The organism is Sorangium sp. So ce693 (assembly GCF_051521375.1).
Classification (GTDB): Bacteria; Myxococcota_A; Polyangia; order Polyangiales; family Polyangiaceae; genus Sorangium; species Sorangium atrum.
Genome location: NZ_CP150347.1, coordinates 11,634,275 through 11,655,302 on the forward strand (window position 1 = coordinate 11,634,275; position 21,028 = coordinate 11,655,302).

Consider the following 21,028-nt stretch of genomic DNA (forward strand, 5'->3'; position numbering starts at 1 on the left):
GCGTCATCGTATAGGAAAGGGAGCCCATGGCGACGTGTCCCCACCTCCGACGCGCGCGCGCGGCCGCGCTGCCGGCGCTCCTTGGCCTCAGCCTGCTCCCCGCGGCCGCCGCGGCGCAGCCGGCGGCGGCCGGAGAGACGCCGGTCGAAGACCCGCTGTTCGCGCCCAGATCGGCCGCGCGGCGCAGCGGGCTCGCCGCGGGCATCGCCGGAGGCCTGGCGCTCGGGAGCGCCGCCGGCTTCCCGAACGACGTCCAGAAGATCGGATTCCAGCGCCATTACACCGAGACCGGCGTGGGGATCGGCGCCGGAGGCTACGTCTGGATCGGCGGCGCGCTCGCGGACTGGCTCACGTTCGGCGCTGGCGTCGGCGGACACGGCCTGAGCGCCGCGGACCACGCCTCCCTCGCCGGGGGGTTCATGCTCCACACCGAGGTCTTCCCGCTCTTCTCGCTCGCGGATCGGTGGAGGGACGTCGGCGTCGCCTTCGACGCCGGCACGGGCGTCGCGTACACGACCGCCGACGCCGACGGCGCGGAGGTCATCGACGGCGCCCTGCCGGCCCGCATCGGAGGCGGCGTGTTCTACGAGGGGATCCGGCTCTGGAAGGTGGCGATGGGCCCGTGGCTCTACGCCGACTACACCTGGAGCACGTCCGTCCGCCAGCCAGGGTTCTACCTGGGGTGGCGCACCGCCCTCTACACCGGGCCCTGACCGGACGGCCTCCTGGTCCCCGGCGCCGCGGCGCTGAGCTCGAGCGGGCCCCGCCGCGCCTGCGCGTCCCGATCCGGCAGCGCCAGCGTGAGCCGGACGCCGCGCCGGATGAGCTGCATCGCCACGAAGGACGCCATGCCCACCAGGATCCTCCGGCCGATCTCGCGGGACACGCTCGGCTTGCCGCGCGGCGCCACCCGCTCCGGGTGCCGCCAGAAGCGCACGAGCGCGCGGAGGCGCTCGCCGCCCGGCCGCTCGTTGCGCGCGCGCACTTCCTTGATCAGCGCGATCGCCGCCGCGCCGCCCGCGATCGCGAGCAGCAGCCCTCCGGCGAGCACCTCGGGGCCGTACCGGCGCACCCGCGACCGCACGTCGACGAGCACGTGGCGGCGCCGATCGAGCGCCTCGATCGTGTGCATCAGCCGGTCGCGCAGCTCGTCCGCCCTCCGCTCGAAGTCCGCGCGTTGACCGTTCAGCCCCTTCATACGAGCTCCCGGACCAGCCGGACGTCCGCCCCGAGGCGGCCCCGGGTCCTCTCGAGCGGCCTCCTCGGCGCGCTCTTGTAGCCGACCACGCCCACCACGATCGCCAGCGCGATGAACGCGAGCCCTATCAGCAGCGCCGGCAGCGGCTCCGGCGCGATGGCCAGCGCGATCGCGACGAGCACCAGCGCGACCCCGAGCAGCGCCGCGGCCGCCGCCGCGCCGAGCGCGACGCACGACGCCTTCGCCCGCGAGATCTCCTGGTTCATCTCGTCGCGCGCCAGCGCGACCTCGACCTGCATCAGCTCCCTGGCCTCGGCGATCGCCTCCTTCACGAGATCTGCTGTCGAGCTCTCCGGCCTGGGATCCAGCTGCCTCATGGGACACCTCTCCGCCTCGCGGCGTGAACGCGCTCGGGGGCGGCGCAGGCAGCCGGCGGCGCGCGGGTCGCCCCGAGCCCCCGCCACCGACTGCGCCACGCCCCCCTCGCCGTGCGTCGCTGTGCATACAGCGCGCCAGCCCCATCCTCGCGGTCGCGGAGGCGCGCGCGCTGCGCAGCCGCGGCGGCCCCCGCCCTCCCGGGCGGCGGGCGATCAGGGCAGGGCGCCGGAGACGACGCGCTCGTGCCCGCCGTAGTCGAGGTGCCTCGAGACGCCGCCGAACCCCGCCGCGGCGAAGAGCTCGGCCACCGCGCCCGCCTTGCCAGCCTCGACCTCCACCGCCAGCACGCCGCCGGCGGAGAGCAAGGCCGGCGCGCCCGCGACGATCCGGCGCGTGAAGACGAGGCCGTCCGGGCCCCCCGCGAGCGCGAGGTGGGGCTCGTAGCCGCGGATGTCGATCTGCAGCGCGGCGACGTCCTCGTCCGGAATGTACGGTGGGTTCGCGGTGATCAGGTCGAAGCGAAGGCCGGACGGCACGCCGGCGAAGAGGTCCGAGCGCACGAACCCCGCGTTGACCGCGCCGAGGCGGAGCGCGTTCTCGCGGGCGACGGCGAGCGCGCCGTCCGAGATGTCGACGCCGAGGACGCGGCTGGTCGGCCGCTCGCACGCGAGGCTGACGGCGACGCAGCCGGACCCGGTGCACAGGTCGAGGACGCGCGCGGAGAGCGCCAGGTGCCTCGTCCGGGCGAGGCCGACCTCGACGAGGATCTCGGTGTCGGGGCGGGGGATGAGCACGCGCGGATCGACGCGGAACGGGCGGCCGTAGAACTCCCGCACACCGAGGAGATAGGCGACCGGCTCGCCAGCGCGGCGGCGCTGGTGCAGCTCGCGGTAGGCGGCGAGCTCGGCCCGATCGAGCGGCCGCTCGGCGTCGATGAGCAGCCCGACGCGATCGAGGCGCAGCACCTTGCCGAGCAGGAGCTCGGCGTCGAGGCGCGCCGAGGATGCGCCGCGCTTCTTCAGGTCGCCCGTGGCCCAGGTGATCACGCGCCGGATCGTCCAGGCCTCGCTCTGCTGCTCGCCTTCGGACATGGTCACGGGAGCGGGGCGGCGGCGACGGCGTCGCGGACGGCGGCGGTGACGACGGCCTCGACCTCGGCGCGGGCCGCGTCGCGGTCCGCGACGGACCGCCCCTCGAACCGCAGCACCAGGATCGGGCCGGTGTTGGAGGCGCGGCAGAGGCCCCACGCCCCGCCGCCGAAGTCGATGCGCGCGCCGTCGATGTCCACGACCGGACGGACGCGGCGGAAGTGCTCGGTCACGCGGCGGACGACCTCGAACTTCACGGCGTCCGGGCAGTCGACGCGGATCTCGGGGGTGGCGAAGGTCTCCGGCACGTCGGCGAGCAACTCGCCGAGGGGCCGCCGCGCCCGGGCGACGATCTCGAGCAGGCGGACCGTCGCGTAGATCGCGTCGTCGAACCCGAACCACCGATCGGCGAAGAACATGTGCCCGCTCATCTCGCCGGCGAGCAGGGCGCCTTCCTCTTTCATCTTGGTCTTGATGAGCGAGTGGCCCGTCTTCCAGAGGATGGGGCGCCCGCCGCGCGCGGCGATGTCGGCGTAGAGCGTCTCGGAGCACTTCACCTCCCCGAGCACGGCCGAGCCGGGGCGCTCCGCGAGGAGCGACCGCGCGAACAGGAGCAGCAGCTTGTCCCCCCAGAGCACCTCGCCGCGCTCGTCGACAACGCCGATCCGATCGCCGTCGCCGTCCCACGCGACGCCGAGCGCGGCGCCGGTCGCGAGCACGCGGGCGCGGAGCGCCTCGAGGTTCTCGGGGACGGTCGGGTCCGGGTGGTGGTTCGGGAAGAGGCCGTCGATGTCGCAGAAGAGCGCGTCCGGCGCGAAGCCGAGCGCCGCGAGCGTGCGGACGCCGAGCGGGCCGGCAGCGCCGTTGCCGGCGTCGATCACGAAGCGGACGTCGGCGTTGGACAGGCGGGCCGCGGCGCGCACCGCCGCGATGTAGTCGCCCGAGAGGTCGACCTCGGTGAGATCGCCCCGCGCCGCCGCGGCGCTGTGGCCGTCCGCGCCGCCCTCCTCGATGAGGTCGGCGAGCGCCTGGATGTCCTTGCCGAAGAACGAGGCCTTGCCGCGCATGAGCTTGAACCCGTTGTCCGGCGCCGGGTTATGGCTCGCCGTGATCATGATCGCGCCGTCGGCGTGGAGGTGGTGCGCCGCGAAGTAGAGCAGCGGCGTCGGCCCGACCCCCGCCGAGATCACGTCGGCGCCGCCCGCGAGCAGGCCGTCCGTGAGGGCGGAGAACAGCCGGTCGCTCGAGAGGCGGCCGTCCCGGCAGACCGCCACCTTCGGCCGAGCCCGGCGAGGGGGCGCCCCCGCGGCGAGCTCGCGGCCGAGGAGCAGGGAGAACGCGGCGCCGAGCTCGCGCGCAAGCCCGCTCGTGAGGTCGCGCTCTGCGGCGCCGCGGATGTCGTACTCGCGGAAGATGTGTCGGGGGACCTTCATGGACCGGGCAGAGGAGCGCGCGTCGCCCGCGCTGCAGGGGCGGGCCGGGGCCCAGGACGCTCTGACACGGCGCAATCGTGGGCGAAACGAAAAACGCCGCGCGCAGCGTGGGCTCGCCGGCTCGTCATCGCGATCGCCGCCGCCTCGCCGCCGCGCCGCCTCGCCGGCTCACGGATTGCGTTCCTGGCCGCCGGACAGGTACCTTGGGCGCGTGGAGCCCAGGACCACATGATGACGCGCGCACAGAGGACCGGTCTCGCTGCCGTGGTGGCCCTCCTCGCCTGCAGCAACGCCGCCCAGGCGGCGGAGCCGTCGCCCACCGCCTTGCCGATCACCGTCGTCGTCCTCCGGACAGACGACGCCTATGACCAGGCCGGCGCGCTGACCCAGGCGCTCCGCTCCGCCATCAAGGAGGCGCCGGGGTGGTCGGTCAGCGAGGAGGATTTCTCGCTCGAGGTCCTGACGCTCTCCCTCCAGTGCGACGATCGGCCCGACGCGGCCTGCCAGGCCCGCATCGCCGACCAGATCAAGAGCGACCGCTACATCTGGGGCATGCTCCGCAAGAGCGACACCGAGGTCGAGGGGGAGCTGCACCTCTGGACCCGCGGGAAGCCGGAGTCGAGCGTGCCGGTGAAGTACAGCGCGAACCTCACCGAGGCCAACGACGAGCCGCTCCGCAAGATCGCCGCGGAGGCGATCGCGAGGCTGACCGGCGGGCCGCCGAGCGGGGCTCTCCGCGTGAGGACGGGCGCCGCGCAGGCGAGCGTCTTCATCGACGGAAAGCCTGTCGGCAACGTGCACAACGGCGAGGCGACCTTCACGGTCACGGCCGGGCCGCACGACGTGCGCGTCAAGTCGGCCGGCTTCCTCGACTCCCAGGCGTCGGTCGTGGCCCTGCCCGTCGCCACGACCGACGTCGCGCTCAGCCAGATGCCGGCCGAATCGACGCAGACCAACTGGAAGCGCATGGGCGGGTTCATCGGCCTCGGCGCGGGCGCGGTGTTCGGGTCCGTCGCCGTCATCAGCTCCGTCCAGGTCGCGAGCATCCAGAGCGACGCGCGGTACACGGCCTATCGAGGGCTGTTCACGGAGAACGTCGATGACGTCTGCGCGATCGAGAACCGCAAGGCCATCCAGGACGACTTCACCGCCGACGCGAAGACGGCCCGTAAAGGCATCCAGCTCTGCGAGAAGGCCGACACGTTCATGGCGCTCCAGTACGTCTTCTACCCGCTGGCGGTGGTGTCCGCGGGGGTCGGCGCGTACCTGCTCGTCACGAACAACAGCCAGACCGCGGAGCGCACCGGCTGGAGCGTGCAGCCCAGCGTCGGCCTCGGCGCAGGCGGCGTCGACGTGACGTACCGCTGGTGAGCTCTGCCTCTCTGCCCGCGGCGATGGGGGGACGACCGTGCGGGTGATCGCCGGCCGGCTCGGCGGGCGAAGGCTCGCCGCGCCGCGCGGGGAGGGCACGCGGCCGACCGCGGACCGCGTGCGCGAGGCGCTCTTCTCCTCGCTCGGCGACGTCACCGGCGCGCTCGTCTGCGACCTGTACGCCGGCACCGGCGCGCTCGGCATCGAGGCGCTCTCGCGCGGCGCGCGGCGCGCCGTCTTCGTCGAGAGCGGCCGCCCCGCGCTCGCCGTGCTCCGCGAGAACCTCGCCGCGCTCGGCCTCGACGAGGCGGCGCGGGTCGTCCCGCTCCCCGTCGAGCGCGCGCTCGATCTGCTCCGCGACGAGGGCCCCTTCGACCTCGCCCTGCTCGATCCGCCCTACGCCGTCCTGGCCAAGGCCGCCGCCGCGGCCGCGCGCCTCGCCGGGCCGCTCGGCTTGCTCGCCCCGGAAGGGCGCCTCGTCCTCGAGCACGCGCGCCGCGATCCCTCCCCGGAGATCGCCGGGCTCACCTGCGCTGCGAGCCGCGCCTACGGTGACACCGCGGTGTCGTTCTACACGCGCTGAGCCGCCTGCACGCGCCAGCCACGCGCGCTGAGCCGCCTGCACGCGCCAGCCGCGCGCGCTGAGCCGCCCGCAGCCGCGCGCGCTGAGCCGCCCGCAGCCGCGCGCGCTGAGCCGCCCGCCGCTGCGCCGAGCAGCCCTCCGCGCGGCGCTGTCGTGTTCATCCGGGGCGCATCCAGTTTCCTGGCGCGCTTCCCTGCCCGCCCTTGTAGACTCGCCCCCGCCGGACGCGCCCGCGTCTCGGCTCCGGCGCACGAGGGTCCCGCAGAAGCGGCCGGACCTCGCGCGTCTCTCCGGGAGGACTTCTCAACGTGTCCGCATCGATGCCTCCGTCGTCCCAGCAGATCCCGGGAAAATCCGGCGGCCCTGGGCCCTACATCGCAGGAATGGTCGTCCTTGCTGCGCTCATGGCGGGCCTGCTCTACTGGAAGCTGCGCCCGGAGCCGGCCGCGCCGCCCGTGGCGCCGACCGCCGCTGTCCCCGCCGAGACGAAGCCCGCGGAGCCTCCGCCGCTCTTCGCGCCCCCGCCGCCGCCGCCCGTCGACGAGGTCGAGGACGCCGGCGTGGACGCCGGCAAGGTCGCGTCGGGGCAGGGCCCGGCCACCACCGGCAAGTCGCCTTGCTCCGGCAGGTGCGGCGACGGCGCGACCTCGCCCGCGCTCGACTCCGCCGTCCTGGGGCTCGCTCGCTCGGCGCAGGGTTGTTATAACCGCGCGCTGCGCACCTCGGAGGTCTCCGGCAAGCTGACGGTGAGCGTGCAGGTCGCCTCCAACGGCGCGGTGTGCAGCGCCTCGATCCTCAACGACACGGTGGGCTCGGGCGAGATTGCGTCTTGCGTCTTGGGACGTTTCCGCGGCAAATCACTGCCTCCGCCGCAGAGCGGATGCGTCGTGGTGAACGTTCCGATCAACTTCACCATCAAGCAATAGGAAGCAGCCGATGCGAACGCTCCCCCCCCGGATGGCCAGCTTGCTCCTCCTCGCGCTCGCGCCGCTCGTCCTGCAGAGCGCCGCGTGCCACGTCGATGAAGGGACCACGGCGCTCTGCAACAACAACCTCGACGGCGAGCAGGGAATCGAGAACGACCCGGCCGGTTGCTATCAGCTCCCGTCCTGCGTGGTGAATGGCCAGCTGTCGGCCCCTGAGGAGTGCTGCAAGAACGCGGAGGGCCTCGTCAACCCGGAGTGCGTCAAGGGATATGCGTCGCGGACCTCGTCGGCCAGCTCGGGCGGCGACGGCGGCTCGGGCGGCGACGGGGGAAGCGGCGGCTCGGGCGGCGCGGGCGGTGTCGGCGGCGCGGGCGGTGCCGGCGGCGCGGGCGGCTCGGGCGGCGGGGGGAGCGGCGGCTAGGCCGCGCGCCTCGATCGCGCCGTGGCGAGGAGCACCGCTTCGAGCCGGGGGATCCTGCTCTCGGTCGCCTACGACGGGCGCCCGTTCGCGGGCTTCGCCCGCCAGCGCGACCAGCGCACGGTCTCGGGAGAGCTGCTCGGCGCGCTGCGCGCCATCGATCCCGGCATCCGCGAGATCCGCGGCGCGAGCCGCACCGACGCGGGCGTCCACGCGCGCGACCAGCGCGTCGCCTTCGACACGACGGCGCCGCTGCCGCCGCGCGGCTGGGTCCTCGCGACCGCGCGCCACCTCCCGGAAGAGATCGTGATCCGGCGCGCGGCCGTGGTGCGCCTCGGGTTCTCGCCGCGCTTCGAGAGCCTCCGCAAGCGCTACCGCTACCTGGTCCTCCGGGATCTGGTCCGCGACCCGTTCCTCAGCCGTCGCGCCTGGCGGGTCGAGGGCATCACGGACGAGGCGATCGAGCGGGCGCGCGCCGAGACGCTCGCCGCGAAGGGCACCCACGACTTCGCCGCGTTCCGGACGAGCGCGGACGAGCGGACGACCACGGTGCGGACGCTGTACGGCGTCGAGCTGTCGCTCGATCCCGCGGACCCACGCGTCGTACGGATCGACGTCGAGGGCAACGCGTTCCTGCACAACATGGTGCGCATCCTGGTCGGCACCCTGATGGACGTGGCGCGCGGCCACCTCGCCCCCGGCGCGATCGCGCGCGCTCTCTCGTCGCTGGATCGGCGCGACGCAGGGATCACGGCGCCGCCGGACGGGCTCTACCTCGAGCGCATCCACCTGCGTGACGACGGGCAGGATGCCTGGCCGACGGGGCCTTCGGACGGGTGCTCGACGGACGACGCCGCGCCGACGGACCTCGGCGCGCCCGCGGAGGGCGCCCCCGAGGAGTGACGCCGCCCGTCGCCGCACGCGCGTCACACAGAATCCAACGCGGACGCATGGACGGCCCGCGCTCGCCTTGGTAGCACAGCGATGTGCACGTCGGACTGGACCGCCTCCCGGATCTTCCGCAGCTCCAGCGCCTCCGCTCGACTCGCCTGGGGGTCCTTGCGCACCCGGCGAGCGTCGATCGCGAGCTGACCCATATCGCCTTCGTCCTCGAGCGCCTCGGCCTGCGCCCGCGCCTCTTCTTCGGCCCCGAGCACGGCTACGGCGGCGAGGCGCAGGACATGGCGACGGTGATGAGCAGCGTCGACGCGCGCTCCGGCGCGGGCATCGTCAGCCTGTACGGCGAAAGCTTCGAGGATCTCTCGCCTTCCGCGGCGGATCTCGCGAAGATCGACGTGCTGCTCATCGATCTCGCCGACGTCGGCGCGCGGTACTACACGTTCGTCTGGACGGCGCTCCTCGCGCTGCGGGCGGCTCACGCGGCGGGCGTGCACGTCGTGCTGCTCGATCGCCCGAACCCCCTCGGGGGCGCGGCGGAGAGCGTCGAGGGCGCGACGCAGGCGCCGGGGTTCCTGTCGTTCGTGGGCCTGGAGCCGGTGCCCGTCCGCCACTCGCTCACGGTGGGCGAGCTGGTCGCGCTCTTCGCGCGGCGCGAGGGCATCCCGCTCGGCGACGTCGCCTGCGGGCTCCAGGTCGTGGCGGTCGAGGGTCATCGCCGGGAGGCGCTCGCGTCCGGGTGGGATCGCCCGTTCGTCCTCCCGTCGCCCAACATGCCGACGGCGGACACCGCGCTCGTCTACCCGGGCGGCTGCCTGCTGGAGGGGACGAACCTGTCGGAGGGCCGCGGCACGACGCGCCCGTTCGAGATCGTGGGCGCCCCCTGGCTCGACGGCCGCGATCTCGCCGCGCGCCTCGCGTCCACCGCGCTGCCGGGCTTCGTCGCGCGGCCGCTCACCTTCCGGCCCACCTTCCAGAAGCACGCGGGCAAGATCTGCGGCGGCGTCCAGATCCACGTCACCGATCCGCGCGCCTTCCGCCCGGTCGCGACGTACGTCGCGCTCATCGCGTTCGCCTTCAGGCAGCAGCCCGAGCAGTTCCGCTTCCGCACCGAGCGGTACGAGTACGTCGACACGATCCCGGCCTTCGATCTGCTCACCGGCTCCGCTGCCGCGCGCCTCGCCATCGCGGCCGGCGAGGATCCGCTGGCGATCGCCGTGGAGGTGTCGCGCGCGGATCCGACCTGGCCCGAGGTGATGCGGGAGGCGCAGGCGGCCGTCTCCGCCTGCTGAGCGCCGCCCGCGCGGCTCAGCGATCGTAGCGGTCGTAGGGCTGCTGCCGGGAGGCGGCGCCTGTCGCGTACCTCGTGCCGAGGGCGACGAGCACCAGCGCGAGCCCGGTGACCACGAAGAAGGTCCGCGCCGGGAGCTCGGCGGAGAACCCGAACAGCCAGGGCGACGCGAGGAGAGCGGCGGCGAGGGATGTCTCCAGCGCGCCGTGCACCGAAAACGGGATCTTCCTGGCGGCGCCGAGCGGCTGATCGGACAGCAGCGTCACGACGAGGTGCGCCACGGCGGCGACGTAGCAGACCGCCGTGGGCACCGGATCGAGGCGGAGCGCGAGCGGCGCGAGCGCGAGCACGACGACGACCGCGTAATCGACGTATCCATGGTGGCGAGGAGAAAGGAGCTTCATCGGTGCCTCCTTGGAGGAGCTCCCCTCGCGCCGGTGCATCGCATGTGCCGGTGAGCGCCTGTCGATGCGCGCGCCCCGGCCGCTCCGGAACGCAGCGCCGCCCGGGATCAGCGTGGTTGTCGCGCGCCCCGGACGGGCAGGAGGGGTGCTCGTCGTGCTCACAGGAAGGGAGCGGAGGGCCCGAGTGAGCCCGATCCGGCACGGAGCGGGGCAGCGTGGCTCACGGGAGCTCTGGTCCCTTCACGCTGGCTCTCGCCGATCGCGCATCCCCGAGAGGGCCACTCCGGAATCCAGCGCGCTCCGCCCTCGCCTCGTTCACGTTCGAGACACACCGTGTCTCCGAGGCCTCGGTCCTCGGGATCTCCCGCGGGCGGAGCTCCGCTCGCCGCCGACGCCGAGGCTCCGGAGCGCGTCGTCGAGCCCCCGCAGATCCGGCGCTCAGCCCGTCGACAGGAGCTCGTCGAGCACGGCCCCGTACTCGTCGAGCAGCGGGTGCGGCGGCAGGCCGCGGCACATCGCGCGCAGCTCTTCGAACCTCGCGATCTGCATGTCGCGACCGCGCTTGAACATCGACCACGGATCGCCGTGCTCGCGCGCGCAGACGATGATCGACTGGAAGTTGTCTATCTTGTCGGCCAGCGTGATCGCCTGCGCCTCCCAGGGCTTCCTCGGGAACGCCTCGAGATAGAGGCGCTTGCGGTCTTCCCAGGGCAGCGCCCTGTCCTGCTCGGTCACGTGGCGGACGAGCGTGGCGACGCGATCGCCGAAGCGCTGGCTCAGCTCGTCGAACGTGACGCCCTGGTCCTCCATGGCGTCGTGCAGCGCGCCGGCCGCGACGACCTCGTCGTCGAAGCCGTGGCGCGCGAGCAGGACCGCCACGCCGGCGAGGTGGCTGATGTAGGGGACGTCGGCGTTCGGATACTTGCGCTTCTGGGCTCGATGCCAGACCGCCGCCTGGTCGAGCGCACGCTTGAGGAGGGTGCCCATCGCGATGTCCCGCCAACCATAGCCGCTCGGCGTCCGGAGCGCAGGCGCCCGAGCGCCCCCTGTCCCGTCCGGCAGGTCCTCCGTCCCGATCCGACCCTGCGCCGTTCGAAGCGCGCCCTCGAAGGCCGCGGCGGTTCGCGCGCCCAGCGCACCAGGAGCTCGGTGTGCGGCGTGCGCCGAGCGCGCTCGGCGTGCGGCGGGCAGGCGCCACGAGGGATGCGCCGGGCGAGGTGTGCGACGCGCCGCCGCGCCGCGGACGACCCCGGGCTGCCGGTCCAGGCGCCCGCCTCGCGCCGGGGCCGCCGCGACGAGAGGGGCTCTCCCGGCCCTCTCGTCGACTCGACGGTCCCTCTCTTCCTCCAGTCGTCCGGCGGGCAGCGCGGGATAACCGCTCTTCGCCGAGGTCGACTGGCCTGATTTCCTGTCTTGTTGTGCCACGCGGGCAGAGGCCCGCGGCGATCGCGGCCGCGCTGCAGCGGCACCGCCCGCTCGCCGCGGCGTCGCTGCGATGGCGCGCGCGCCGCCCGCGCGCGATAGCCTCTCGTTCGTTCAGCGGATCGGGGAATGCGCCGGGGGTGGCGCGGAATGGTCGGGGAATGGTCCGGTGAGGTGCGCGCAAGTCCTACGAACATGCCGGCGACGTCGCTCGTTGCTCAAGACTCCGCACTTGCCGACCTGTATACTCGTCCGCGACAGCGTCTTATATCGTCATGCGAAACCCGCCGATGCAGGGTGCCACCTCATGAGACTTTGGGCTCTCCGTTCGCTTGCCGCCGCGCTGGCCGCTCTCGTCGTCGCCCTCCTCCTCCTCCCTGCGCCCGCGCGCGCGCAGGACGCGCCGGTCAACCCCGGAGGCATGGCCCTGAGCCGCTTCGTGCCGGCGCCGGCCGGGGACCGCATGTTCAGCGTGCCGTCGCCGTTCGCGGCAGGGCACCTCACGCCGCATGTGATGCTGCTCGCCGATTACGCGAGCAACCCGCTGGTCCTGCGGCGCGAGCGCGACGGCGCGGAGATCGGCGCGGTCGTCAGCGATCAGCTCACGTTCCGCCTGGGCGCGTCGCTCCCGCTCTGGAACAAGGTGAGCTTCGACCTCGATGCGCCGCTCACCGCGGTGCAGTCGGGGGAGAGCCCGAGCGGCGGCGGCCAGCAGTTCCCGTCGCCGAGCGGCGCGGCGCTCGGCGACGTGCGGCTCGGCGCGCGCGTGCAGCTCCATGGTACGTACCATGACCCGTTCCAGCTCGCCGTCGGCGCGTACCTCTGGTTGCCGACCGGCGCGGACGACTCGTTCGTGAGCGACGGGAGCGTCCGGGCGATGCCGTATGTCGCTGTAGGCGGCCGCATGGAGCGGCTCGTCTGGTCGACCGCGCTGGGCACGGAGGTCCGGCGCTCCCAGTCGTTCGGCGGCGTGGCGCAGGGGACGATGCTCACGCTGGGCGGCGGCGTCGGGTTCCTCGCCGCGGACGGCCGGCTCCAGGTGGGGCCGGAGCTCAGCGCCGCGATGGTGCTGGAGGACCTCAGCAGCCGCTCGACCAACGCGGAGCTCCTCCTCGACGCGAGGTATCGATTCCTGCCCTTCATGGAGGCGGGCATCGGCGTCGGTCCGGGGATCACCTCGGGGATCGGGACGCCGGACGTGCGCGCCGTCGCGATGGCCGCCTTCACGCCGGAGCAGCCGACGGACCAGGACAGGGACGGCATCGGCGACCCCGAAGACGCGTGCCCGAGCGTGCCGGGCGTGCGCAGCGGCGACCCGAAGAAGAACGGCTGCCCGCCGCCGCCGGACCGCGACGCCGACGGCATCGTCGACGCCGAGGACGCCTGCCCCGCCGTCGCCGGCGTGCGCAGCGACGATCCGAAGAAGAACGGCTGCCCGCCGCCGCCGGACCGCGACGCCGACGGCATCGTCGACGCCGAGGACGCCTGCCCCGCCGTCGCCGGCGTGCGCAGCGACGACCCGAAGAAGAACGGCTGCCCGCCGGACCAGGACGACGACGGCGTGGCCGACGCCGAGGACGCGTGCCCCGACATCAAGGGGTTCCGCTCGAAGAACCCGGAGAAGAACGGCTGCCCGCGCGACACCGACGGCGACACGTTCCGCGACGACAAGGACGCCTGCCCGAGGGAGAAGGGCTTCGCGGATCCGGACCCCGAGAAGAACGGCTGCCCGAAGGCGGTGCGGGTGACCGAGAAGCACGTCGTGATCCTCCAGCAAGTGCAGTTCGACACGAACAAGGCCACCATCAAGCCGGTGAGCGATCCGCTGCTCGACGAGGTCGCCGAGGTGCTGAAGGAGCACCCGGAGATCGAGCTCATCGAGATCCAGGGTCACACCGACAACCGGGGCACCGTGGAGCACAACAGGGTCCTGTCGCAGAACCGCGCCAACTCCGTCATGGCGGCGCTGGTCCGCCGCGGCATCGACTCGACGAGACTGACGGCCCAGGGCTACGGCCGGGACCAGCCCATCGACGACAACGCGACGGAGGCCGGGAGGCAGCGGAACCGACGAGTCCAGTTCAACATCATCAAGCAGGCCGCGTACAAGCCGCAGGCCGAGACCGGAGAGGATCGATGAGAAGGCAGTTGAGCATCACGGGGCTCGCGTCCCTCACGCTGATCGGGCTCACGACCGCCAGCGCGACGGCCGAGCCCAAGCTGCGCGTACAGGTCGATCAGCAGGGCGACTTCGCCCTCATCGGGAGCTCGCTCGGGCAGGAGTGCCGCTCCGCGACGCCGAGGCCCACGGAGGGCACGGTGGGCGCATGCGGCCAGTCGACCGTCGAGTCGGGGCCCGATCTCTTCTGGCGGTCCGACTCGCCTGCTGACGGCAGGGCGGAGGCGAGCCTCGATATCACCCCGGAGATGGCGCGCACGACCGCTGTGCTGACGCTGCCCGAGGGGGCGACGGTGACCCACGCGTTCCTGTACTGGGCCGCGCGCAACACCGCCGGCGCCGATCCGGACGTGGAGCTCCACCACGAGGGCGGCTACGACGGCGCGGTGACCGCCATCGACTCGGTCGAGACGGTGATCAACCAGGGGAAGCCCAACGAGTCGCACAACTACCAGTCCGTCGCCGACATCACCTCGATCGTGAAGGAGAGCGGCGCCGGGGCCTACCGGGTAGGCGGCGTGGACGTCGTCGACGTGAGGGACAGCGACGACGACGTGGTCTTCGTCGCGTGGTGGATGGTGGTGTTTTACGAGGCGCCGAGATCGCCGATGCGCAACCTCGCGCTGTTCGACGGGCTCGACCGGGTCTCCGACGTGGGATGGCAGCAGGTCGAGCTCTCGGGCTTCAAGGTGCCCGACGCCGGCTTCGTGGCGAAGCTGGGCATCGTCGCGTTCGAGGGCGACAACTCGAACACCGGCGACAGCGTGTTCTTCAACCCCAAGAACCCGGGGAAGCCCGATCTGGCCGAGGCGCTGAGCGACGAGCTGAACCCCGCGGACAACTTCTTCAACAGCACCCGTTCGGCGCTCGGAAAGGCGGTGTCGATGGAGGGCGATCTCCCGAGGATCCCGGGCACGCCTCAGAGCATGTCGGGGGTCGACATCGACATCGTCGATGTCAGCGCGAAGCTCAAGCCGGGGGACGATCGGGCCACGCTCGTCGCCACGAGCAAAGACGAGCTCTATTTCCTCGCGGGGTGGGTGACGTCGATCTCCAACTACGGGCCTGATTTCAGCAAATCGAGCAAGGTGGCCACGGATCTCGGCGGGCTGCCGACCTACCGGGGAGACGCCATCGAGTACCGCATCACGGCGACGAACACGGGCAATGACGAGGCGGTGGGCGCGGTGCTGACGGACGCGCTGCCTGCTGGCGTGACGTTCGTCCCTGGCTCGCTGTCGATCGTCGACGGGCCGAACGCCGGTCCCCAGACGGACGCGCCTGGCGACGACCTCGGGCAGTACGATCCCGCGACGCGGACCATCACGTTCTGGCTCGGGGATGGGGCGGACAGCGCGCGAGGCGGGAGCATCCCTGTCGACGGCAGCGTCACCGTGCGCTTCGAGGTGACGGTCGACGCGGACGCGCCGGACCTCATCAAGAACCAGGCGAAGATCTCCGCGGCGGGCGCGTTCGGCGCGCCGGTCAGCGACGATCCGACGGACGGCAACGGCGATGCCCCGGGCGCGCCGCCGACCGAGGTGGCCGTGGTGCCGGAGGCTTTCTATGCGGCCGGCAGCGGCATGCTCGGTCCCTGCGCGGCGAGCCCGCGAGGCCGGGATGGGAGCGCCGGCTGGCTCGCCGGGCTCGCGCTGGCGGGTCTGCTCTGCCGGCGGCGGAGGGCATAGCCGCGCGGCGAGGGGGTCGTCGCGGGCGTAGCGCGCGGCGAGGGGGTCGTCGCGTGGCGCACGGCCGTGTGTGTCACTCCGACGCGACGGAAGCGGCCGCGCACGGGCTCGGGTCGGCGACGTACTCCGGCTCGGCAGAGGAGGTGTCTCCGGCCTGGACCTTCGCGAGCAGGTCCTTGACGTAGACGCGCTCCTCGCACACGTCGATGGGGAAGGCCAGCGGACCGAAGCGGCAGATCGGGTAGACGCGGGCGGCGCACAGATCGGCCCCCGTGAAGTCGATGTGCTCGCGGGTGAAGACGTAGCCGGCGTCCTTGTCCTCGATGGCGCGGAGCGTGGCGAGTCGACTCCCGCCCGCGACGCGATGGAGCATCGCCGATCCGTCTTCTGCAGCGGACACGAGCACGTTGCCATCCGGCGTGAACGCCAGTGCCGTCACCCGGCTTGTGTGCCCCTCCAGAATCTCGAGCAGCGCGCCCGTGCTCGCTTCCCACAGCCGCACGGTAGCGTCCAGATCTCCCGAGGCGAGCCGCTTGCCGTCGGGAGAGAACGCCACCGCTGTCACCCCGCGGTCGTGCCCCTCCAGCGTCTTGAGCAGCGCGCCCGTGCTCGCTTCCCACAGCCGCACGGTAGCGTCCAGATCTCCCGAGGCGAGCCGCTTGCCGTCCGGCGAAAACGCCACCGCTGTCACCCCGTCGGCGTGCCCCTCCAGCGTCTTGAGCAGCGCGCCCGTGCTCGCTTCCCGCAGCTGCACGGTCGCATCCCAGGACCCCGCGGCGAGCCGCTTGCCGTCCGGCGAGAACGCCACCGCTGTCACCCCGCCGGCGTGCCCCTCCAGCGTCTTGAGCAGCGCGCCCGTGCTCGCTTCCCGCAGCTGCACGGTCGCATCCCAGGACCCCGCGGCGAGCCGCGCGCCATCCGGCGACAGCGCCACCGTGCTCACCAGGCTGGTGTGCCCCTTCAGGTCCTTGAGAAGAGCGCCCGTGCTCACGTCCCACAGCCGCACGGTATTGTCCAAGGCTCCCGATGTGAGCCGCTTGCCATCCGGCGACAACGTCACCGCCGTCACTCCATCTGTGTGCCCCTTCAGCATCTTGAGCAGCGCGCCCGTGCTCCCTTCCCACAGCCGCACCGTCCCATCATGAGATCCCGAGACGAGCCGCTTGCCATCCGGCGAAAGCATCATCGCCGTCACAGGGCTTGTGTGTCCCCTCAGGGTGGTGAGCAGAACTCCCGTGCTCCCTTCCCACAGCCGCACGCTCTTGTCCCCGGACCCCGAGGCGAGCCGCTTGCCGTCCGGCGAGAACGCCACCGCTGTCACCCCATCGGTGTGCCCCTCCAGCGTCTTGAGCAGCGCGCCCGTGCTCGCTTCCCACAGCCGCACGGTATTGTCCGTGGCCCCCGAGGCGAGCCGCTTGCCGTCCGGCGAAAACGCCACCGTGAGCAGCCGGCGGGGGTGCCCGCTCAACGTGGCGAGCAGCGCGCCCGTGCTCGCTTCCCGCAGCCGCACGGTATTGTCCGTAGCCCCGGAGGCGAGCCGCTTGCCGTCCGGCGAGAACGCCACCGCTATCACCCCACCGGTGTGCCCCTCCAGCGTCTTGAGCAGCGCTCCACTGCTCCCTTCCCACAGCTGCACGACCCCGCTGCTGGACCCCGACGCGAGCCGCTTGCCGTCCGGCGAGAACGCCACCGCTGTCACCCCACGCCCCTGCAGGGTCTTGAGCAGCGCTCCCGTGCTCCCTTCCCACAGCCGCACGGTCCCATCGTCAGACGCCGAGGCGAGCCGCTTGCCGTCCGGCGAGAACGCCACCGCTGTCACCCCGCCGGTGTGCCCCTCCAGGGTCTTGAGCAGCGCTCCCGTGCTCCCTTCCCACAGCTGCACGACCCCGCTCCTGGCCCCCGAGGCGAGCTGCTTGCCGTCCGGAGAAAACGCCACCGCATTCACCAGCATGGAGTGCGCCCGCAGGCGAGCTCGCTCCCTCCGAGTCGTGGTATCGACGATCGAAATCTCACCTCCGTGAGCAACGGCCAGACGCGTCCCATCGGGCGACCAGGCAACCGAGGCGACAGGTCCCGAGAATCCATCGGGCACTTCCAGCGAAAGCGCCTCCCCCGTCGCCTTCTCCAGGTCCACCATCGCCCGATCGAACAGCCGCTGCGCCATGGGCCAATCCCCTACCCTCTTCGCGCACTCCCCCGCGGCAACCAGCGCCTGCCCGTTGGGTCGCCACGCCTCCCACGCGGCGACGAACTTCTCCATCGCGCCTCGCAGCGACGCCTCATCGCCCTTCGCGTACAGCCGGTCGGCCTCCCCATACAGCCGGCGCATCGCCGCGTTGGCCTCGTCCGTATCCGCAAAGCTCCTGTCCAGCCGCGCGCTCTTCTCCATCGCCGCCGTCGCCGCCTTCCTGGCGTCCTCCGGCGCCGACCTCGCCGCCTCGATCTCCTGCGCCACCCGCCGCGCCTCGGCGTAACGTCCCAGCTCCGCCAGCGTCTCGACCTCCGCTGCCCACGTCGCCGCGGCCGCCGCAGGGCACAGCCGGTTCGCCTTTCCGATGACACGTACCGTCCGATCCAGCCGGCCCTTGCCGAGCAGCGTGGGCACGAGCTTGCGCAGCTCCCCGGCTGACTGGCATGGATCTGGCGGCATCGGTGGTGGCGGACGCTGCGCCGTTCCGGCCGCGGACGGCTCTACCGGCTGCGGCGGTGCAGATCCGGAGCAGGCGAGGAGCAGCACCAGCAGGCTGCAAAAGAAAAAGAACCAGATGGTCGCACCCAGCGGACGCCGCATCGCGCGAGGCTACCACTGCGGTGTCAGCCTCACTGCGCCGCTTCGCTCCGGCGAATTGCACGGCGGCGGCCAGCCGGCGGTTCTACCTGCCGTGCCGGGCCACGTCCCGCGGAGCGCGCGGCCCCCGCGACCCTCCTGCGCGGCCCCCGCGACCCTCCTGCGCAGCCCCCGCGACCCTCCTACGCGGCCTCGGCGCCCTCCTGCACAACCCCGGCGGTCCTGCTGCGCGGTCCCGGCAGCCCTCCTGCGCGGCCTCGGCGCACTCCTGCGCGGCCCCCGCGACCCTCCTGCGCACTCATTTTTGTGTCCTACCGTACGATCGCACGCCTCCTGCGCGGCCCCTGAGGCCCTCCTGCGCGCCCATTTTTGTGTCCTATCTCACGATCATGTGGCTCCTATGCAGCCCCGGCATCCTCCTGCGCGCCCAGTTGGTGGCCTGCGTTACTATGACTCGACGCCCGCGCATGGCCGTCGCCGCCGCTGCTGCGCAGCCTCGGCGTCCGCTTGCGCGGCGCCTCTGTCTCCTTGCGACCTTGCGACGAAAGCGTCGGTATCGTGCTCTCCTGTGACCCGAATCCTCCGGGGCGCCGATTTCCCCATTGAGCGACCGCCCCTCCGCTCGAGGGGCGCTGACCTCGACAAGGAGACATCGCGTCGCCATGGCACCGAACGCACCCACCGCTGCTTCCTCCAGGACCAAAAACGCCAAGAACACCCGCGCTTCGAGCGCCGCCGGAGGCGCGCACCGCTCGTCGGGCGGCGCGCCCGAGTTCACGCTGAGCGCCGAGCGCGAGGCCGAGCTGCTCCGAGAGGCCGAGTCGCTCGGCGATAACGCCTCGCCCTTCCCAGGCAAGCTGGCTCGACGCATCATCTGGTCGAGCCGCATTCAGCTCGCCGCCGAGCGCGACGCGGCGGATCTCGTACGCACCCCGTTCGCCGAGGGCGAGCCCCCGCTCACGAACGAGGAAATCAGCGGGCTTCGTGAGAAGATCGAGCTCCTGCGCGTCGTGCAATCGCGCTGGCAAGCGGCGCAGCAGCGCCAGGAGCGGGCCGCCGCGGCCTTCGCGAAGCCGGCCGCCGAGGCCGTCCAGATCAAGCAATCGCTCCTCCGCTTCTTCGATCTCCGCTTCAAGAAGAGCCCCGAAGGGCAAAAGCGGCTCATGGCGATCCGGGCGGGCAGCGGTGACCCCGATCTGGTCCAGGACACATCCGATCTCCTCTTGCTCTGCTCCGAGCACGCGGAGGCCGTTCAAAAGGCGCCTCGCGGCGAGGCCGCCGCGGCGGACCGCCTCCGCGAGCTCTCGCCGCTGCTCGCGCGCATGCTCGCCGACAAGACGCTCTCTCTCGAGGCGGTGCGCTCGCGCAAGCTCCGCGACGCCGTGTATACCCTCGTCGTGAACGCCGAGCGGAGGCTGCGCGCCGCCGCGGAGTACTGGTATGCGGGCACCGACAAGATGAAGGACTATGCGCCGTTCCCAGCCTCCCGCGGCGCCTACGGCGGAGGAGAAGAGGAGGGGGAGGATGGCGGCGAGTCGGAGGAGGCCGAGCCGGAAGACGGCGAGTCGGAGGAGGGCGAGTCGGGTGACGACGAGGCGGGCGATGACGGGGAATCGCCCTGAGCTCGGGGTTCACGGATCCCTGAGGGACGACCCCGAGCCCGCCCGACGTCCGACCGACCAGCGCCGGTCCCGGAGAGCTCCCGGCAGCTGACTCACCTCGGGCGCCGTGAGGACCTGCGGCGCCCGAGTCTCCGCCCAGCGTCGGTAGCTCTGATCGATCGTCCGGCAATGCAGGAGACGCCGTCTCTTGGTGCAATCAGCATCGGCCCACCAACGGCGCGCGCATCGATTCGAGCGCCAACGTCCCCGCGGTGTCCCGGCGACACGCGACACTGGAGCCAACATGCACGAGGGAGCCGCGTCAGCGCTCGGCCAACGTGTCGTCGAGCGGGGGCACCGCATCAGCGCTCGGTCAGCGCGTCGTCGAGCGTAGGCGCGGTGATCACGCGCTCGGTCCAGCCTTCGATCTGCGCGGCATCCGCGGCGCCGATGCGCGCCTCGATCGGCTCCGGCAGCTCGCCGAAGCGCAGCCGGAGCTGCTTCAGCAACGTGCTCCGCTGCCCTTCGAGCCGGCCCTCTCGCTCGCCCGCCAGCCGGCCCTCCCGGCGCCCCTCTTCGCGAAGGTAATCTGCGATGGTCACGATCTCCTCCTTGGCCTCCGGTCCCGCTGCCGCGAGCAGCGCCTTCAGCACTTTCTCGGGGTCGCGCAGGTCGGCGATGCTGAACATATAATGCCACAAGCGCGCGAGCGCAGCCCCTCCGCTGGGCGCCCGACGCACCTCCTCGAGTACGTCGCGCCACGCCGGCAGGAGCTTCACCAGCTCGTCGAAGTCGCTCGAATGCCGGAAGCACCACAGCACCACCCGCCCCAGCGCCGTCATCGCCCGCGCTCGCAGCGCCTCGTCCGTCTCGTGGCTGATGTCGTCCAGCACGAAACAGAACTGCGGCACATGCTCGGCCATCTGCGCCAGCGTTTCCGGCGGCACATCCAGCAGATCCTGGAACGAAACCGGCGCGTTCCAGGCAATCGCGCCGTGATACAGCACCACCGGCAGGATCCCCGGGAGGAGCGTCGCCTTGGGGTGACGCTCCAGGTAGCCCTGCCAGATCCGCACCATGTACGCGAGCAGCCGGGACGCCATCAGCGGGTGCATCGTGCTCTGGTGCTCGAAGAGCACGTAGATGAACCGCGACCCTTGCTCCAGCCTCGCGGTGAAGAGCAGGTCGCTGTGGCTCGCCACGAGCGCTTCGTCGATGAAGCTGCCAGGTTGCAGCGTCAGCGACCCGAAGTCGATCTGGGCCGCAAGCGCCGCCGGCAGCGCCTCGCGCAGCGCCCCGGCCGCGTGCTCCGGCTGGCTGAACGTGGACTTGAACAGGGCGTCGTGAGGGGTCGGCGTCATCG

General features: G+C 72.4%; 18 protein-coding genes. 10 read left to right on the forward strand and 8 right to left on the reverse strand.

The window, feature by feature from the left end:
* Positions 1-26 precede the first annotated feature (26 nt).
* Positions 27-713, forward strand: a complete 687-nt coding sequence (locus tag WMF14_RS43440; protein ID WP_437796315.1) for a hypothetical protein — start codon at positions 27-29, stop codon at positions 711-713.
* On the opposite strand, the gene WMF14_RS43445 is transcribed toward WMF14_RS43440, so the two are convergent.
* From WMF14_RS43445 to WMF14_RS43460, 4 genes are all read right to left on the reverse strand, one after another.
* Entirely contained in the window at positions 698-1,198 is a 501-nt protein-coding gene (locus tag WMF14_RS43445; RefSeq protein WP_437796316.1) for a hypothetical protein, read from the reverse strand. The genes WMF14_RS43440 and WMF14_RS43445 overlap by 16 nt on opposite strands.
* Positions 1,195-1,575: a phage holin family protein gene (locus WMF14_RS43450; protein WP_437325807.1), complete on the reverse strand. Its 381-nt coding sequence runs from the start codon at positions 1,573-1,575 to the stop codon at positions 1,195-1,197. The genes WMF14_RS43445 and WMF14_RS43450 overlap by 4 nt, the downstream gene beginning before the upstream one ends.
* A gap of 213 nt (positions 1,576-1,788) precedes the next feature.
* Positions 1,789-2,667, reverse strand: a complete 879-nt coding sequence (prmC, locus tag WMF14_RS43455) for a peptide chain release factor N(5)-glutamine methyltransferase (protein ID WP_437325808.1) — start codon at positions 2,665-2,667, stop codon at positions 1,789-1,791.
* Positions 2,668-2,669: 2 nt separating this feature from the next.
* Complete coding sequence (locus tag WMF14_RS43460) at positions 2,670-4,097, reverse strand: phosphomannomutase/phosphoglucomutase (RefSeq protein ID WP_437796317.1); 1,428 nt, start codon at positions 4,095-4,097, stop codon at positions 2,670-2,672.
* A 228-nt stretch (positions 4,098-4,325) separates the two neighbouring features.
* Between WMF14_RS43460 and WMF14_RS43465 the strand changes: the two genes are divergently transcribed.
* The 6 genes from WMF14_RS43465 to WMF14_RS43490 all read left to right on the forward strand — a co-directional run bounded on the left by WMF14_RS43465 (position 4,326) and on the right by WMF14_RS43490 (position 9,584).
* Positions 4,326-5,468, forward strand: a complete 1,143-nt coding sequence (locus WMF14_RS43465; RefSeq protein ID WP_437796318.1) for a PEGA domain-containing protein — start codon at positions 4,326-4,328, stop codon at positions 5,466-5,468.
* Between the two features lie 37 nt (positions 5,469-5,505).
* Positions 5,506-6,051, forward strand: a complete 546-nt coding sequence (rsmD, locus tag WMF14_RS43470) for a 16S rRNA (guanine(966)-N(2))-methyltransferase RsmD (protein ID WP_437546715.1) — start codon at positions 5,506-5,508, stop codon at positions 6,049-6,051.
* Positions 6,052-6,359: 308 nt separating this feature from the next.
* Entirely contained in the window at positions 6,360-6,977 is a 618-nt protein-coding gene (locus WMF14_RS43475; protein WP_437796319.1) for an AgmX/PglI C-terminal domain-containing protein, read from the forward strand.
* Between the two features lie 10 nt (positions 6,978-6,987).
* Positions 6,988-7,398, forward strand: a complete 411-nt coding sequence (locus tag WMF14_RS43480; RefSeq protein ID WP_437796320.1) for a hypothetical protein — start codon at positions 6,988-6,990, stop codon at positions 7,396-7,398.
* Between the two features lie 21 nt (positions 7,399-7,419).
* Positions 7,420-8,298, forward strand: coding sequence for a tRNA pseudouridine(38-40) synthase TruA (gene truA / locus WMF14_RS43485; RefSeq protein ID WP_437796321.1), 879 nt, complete (start codon positions 7,420-7,422; stop codon positions 8,296-8,298).
* Between the two features lie 83 nt (positions 8,299-8,381).
* Positions 8,382-9,584, forward strand: a complete 1,203-nt coding sequence (locus WMF14_RS43490) for an exo-beta-N-acetylmuramidase NamZ family protein (RefSeq protein ID WP_437796322.1) — start codon at positions 8,382-8,384, stop codon at positions 9,582-9,584.
* A gap of 16 nt (positions 9,585-9,600) precedes the next feature.
* Here WMF14_RS43490 and WMF14_RS43495 read toward each other — a convergent pair whose 3' ends face one another.
* Both WMF14_RS43495 and WMF14_RS43500 read right to left on the reverse strand, forming a co-directional pair.
* Positions 9,601-9,987, reverse strand: coding sequence for an SPW repeat domain-containing protein (locus WMF14_RS43495; RefSeq protein ID WP_272102012.1), 387 nt, complete (start codon positions 9,985-9,987; stop codon positions 9,601-9,603).
* A gap of 438 nt (positions 9,988-10,425) precedes the next feature.
* The gene (locus WMF14_RS43500; RefSeq protein WP_437796323.1) at positions 10,426-10,974 is read right to left on the reverse strand and encodes an HD domain-containing protein; all 549 of its coding nucleotides are present in this window, start codon (positions 10,972-10,974) and stop codon (positions 10,426-10,428) included.
* 742 nt (positions 10,975-11,716) lie between these two features.
* Between WMF14_RS43500 and WMF14_RS43505 the strand changes: the two genes are divergently transcribed.
* Complete coding sequence (locus WMF14_RS43505) at positions 11,717-13,549, forward strand: OmpA family protein (protein ID WP_437796324.1); 1,833 nt, start codon at positions 11,717-11,719, stop codon at positions 13,547-13,549.
* Positions 13,546-15,276: a DUF11 domain-containing protein gene (locus tag WMF14_RS43510; RefSeq protein ID WP_437796325.1), complete on the forward strand. Its 1,731-nt coding sequence runs from the start codon at positions 13,546-13,548 to the stop codon at positions 15,274-15,276. The genes WMF14_RS43505 and WMF14_RS43510 overlap by 4 nt, the downstream gene beginning before the upstream one ends.
* 73 nt (positions 15,277-15,349) lie before the next feature.
* On the opposite strand, the gene WMF14_RS43515 is transcribed toward WMF14_RS43510, so the two are convergent.
* On the reverse strand, positions 15,350-18,067 hold the full coding sequence (locus tag WMF14_RS43515; RefSeq protein WP_437796326.1) for a hypothetical protein: 2,718 nt from the start codon (positions 18,065-18,067) through the stop codon (positions 15,350-15,352).
* Between the two features lie 659 nt (positions 18,068-18,726).
* Between WMF14_RS43515 and WMF14_RS43520 the strand changes: the two genes are divergently transcribed.
* Positions 18,727-19,686: an ATPase gene (locus WMF14_RS43520; RefSeq protein WP_437796327.1), complete on the forward strand. Its 960-nt coding sequence runs from the start codon at positions 18,727-18,729 to the stop codon at positions 19,684-19,686.
* Between the two features lie 341 nt (positions 19,687-20,027).
* Here WMF14_RS43520 and WMF14_RS43525 read toward each other — a convergent pair whose 3' ends face one another.
* Positions 20,028-21,026, reverse strand: coding sequence for an Rpn family recombination-promoting nuclease/putative transposase (locus tag WMF14_RS43525; RefSeq protein WP_437796328.1), 999 nt, complete (start codon positions 21,024-21,026; stop codon positions 20,028-20,030).
* Positions 21,027-21,028 lie beyond the last annotated feature (2 nt).

What these genes read in the sequence shown, in the direction of transcription:
- WMF14_RS43525 (WP_437796328.1), bottom strand. Translation starts at nt 21,026, where the DNA reads ATGACGCCGACCCCTCACGACGCCCTGTTCAAGTCCACGTTCAGCCAG.
- WMF14_RS43505 (WP_437796324.1), top strand. Translation starts at nt 11,717, where the DNA reads ATGAGACTTTGGGCTCTCCGTTCGCTTGCCGCCGCGCTGGCCGCTCTC.
- WMF14_RS43445 (WP_437796316.1), bottom strand. Translation starts at nt 1,198, where the DNA reads ATGAAGGGGCTGAACGGTCAACGCGCGGACTTCGAGCGGAGGGCGGAC.
- WMF14_RS43480 (WP_437796320.1), top strand. Translation starts at nt 6,988, where the DNA reads ATGCGAACGCTCCCCCCCCGGATGGCCAGCTTGCTCCTCCTCGCGCTC.
- WMF14_RS43450 (WP_437325807.1), bottom strand. Translation starts at nt 1,575, where the DNA reads ATGAGGCAGCTGGATCCCAGGCCGGAGAGCTCGACAGCAGATCTCGTG.
- WMF14_RS43440 (WP_437796315.1), top strand. Translation starts at nt 27, where the DNA reads ATGGCGACGTGTCCCCACCTCCGACGCGCGCGCGCGGCCGCGCTGCCG.
- WMF14_RS43520 (WP_437796327.1), top strand. Translation starts at nt 18,727, where the DNA reads ATGGCACCGAACGCACCCACCGCTGCTTCCTCCAGGACCAAAAACGCC.
- prmC (WP_437325808.1), bottom strand. Translation starts at nt 2,667, where the DNA reads ATGTCCGAAGGCGAGCAGCAGAGCGAGGCCTGGACGATCCGGCGCGTG.
- WMF14_RS43495 (WP_272102012.1), bottom strand. Translation starts at nt 9,987, where the DNA reads ATGAAGCTCCTTTCTCCTCGCCACCATGGATACGTCGATTACGCGGTC.
- WMF14_RS43465 (WP_437796318.1), top strand. Translation starts at nt 4,326, where the DNA reads ATGATGACGCGCGCACAGAGGACCGGTCTCGCTGCCGTGGTGGCCCTC.
- WMF14_RS43460 (WP_437796317.1), bottom strand. Translation starts at nt 4,097, where the DNA reads ATGAAGGTCCCCCGACACATCTTCCGCGAGTACGACATCCGCGGCGCC.
- WMF14_RS43500 (WP_437796323.1), bottom strand. Translation starts at nt 10,974, where the DNA reads ATGGGCACCCTCCTCAAGCGTGCGCTCGACCAGGCGGCGGTCTGGCAT.
- WMF14_RS43510 (WP_437796325.1), top strand. Translation starts at nt 13,546, where the DNA reads ATGAGAAGGCAGTTGAGCATCACGGGGCTCGCGTCCCTCACGCTGATC.
- WMF14_RS43515 (WP_437796326.1), bottom strand. Translation starts at nt 18,067, where the DNA reads ATGCGGCGTCCGCTGGGTGCGACCATCTGGTTCTTTTTCTTTTGCAGC.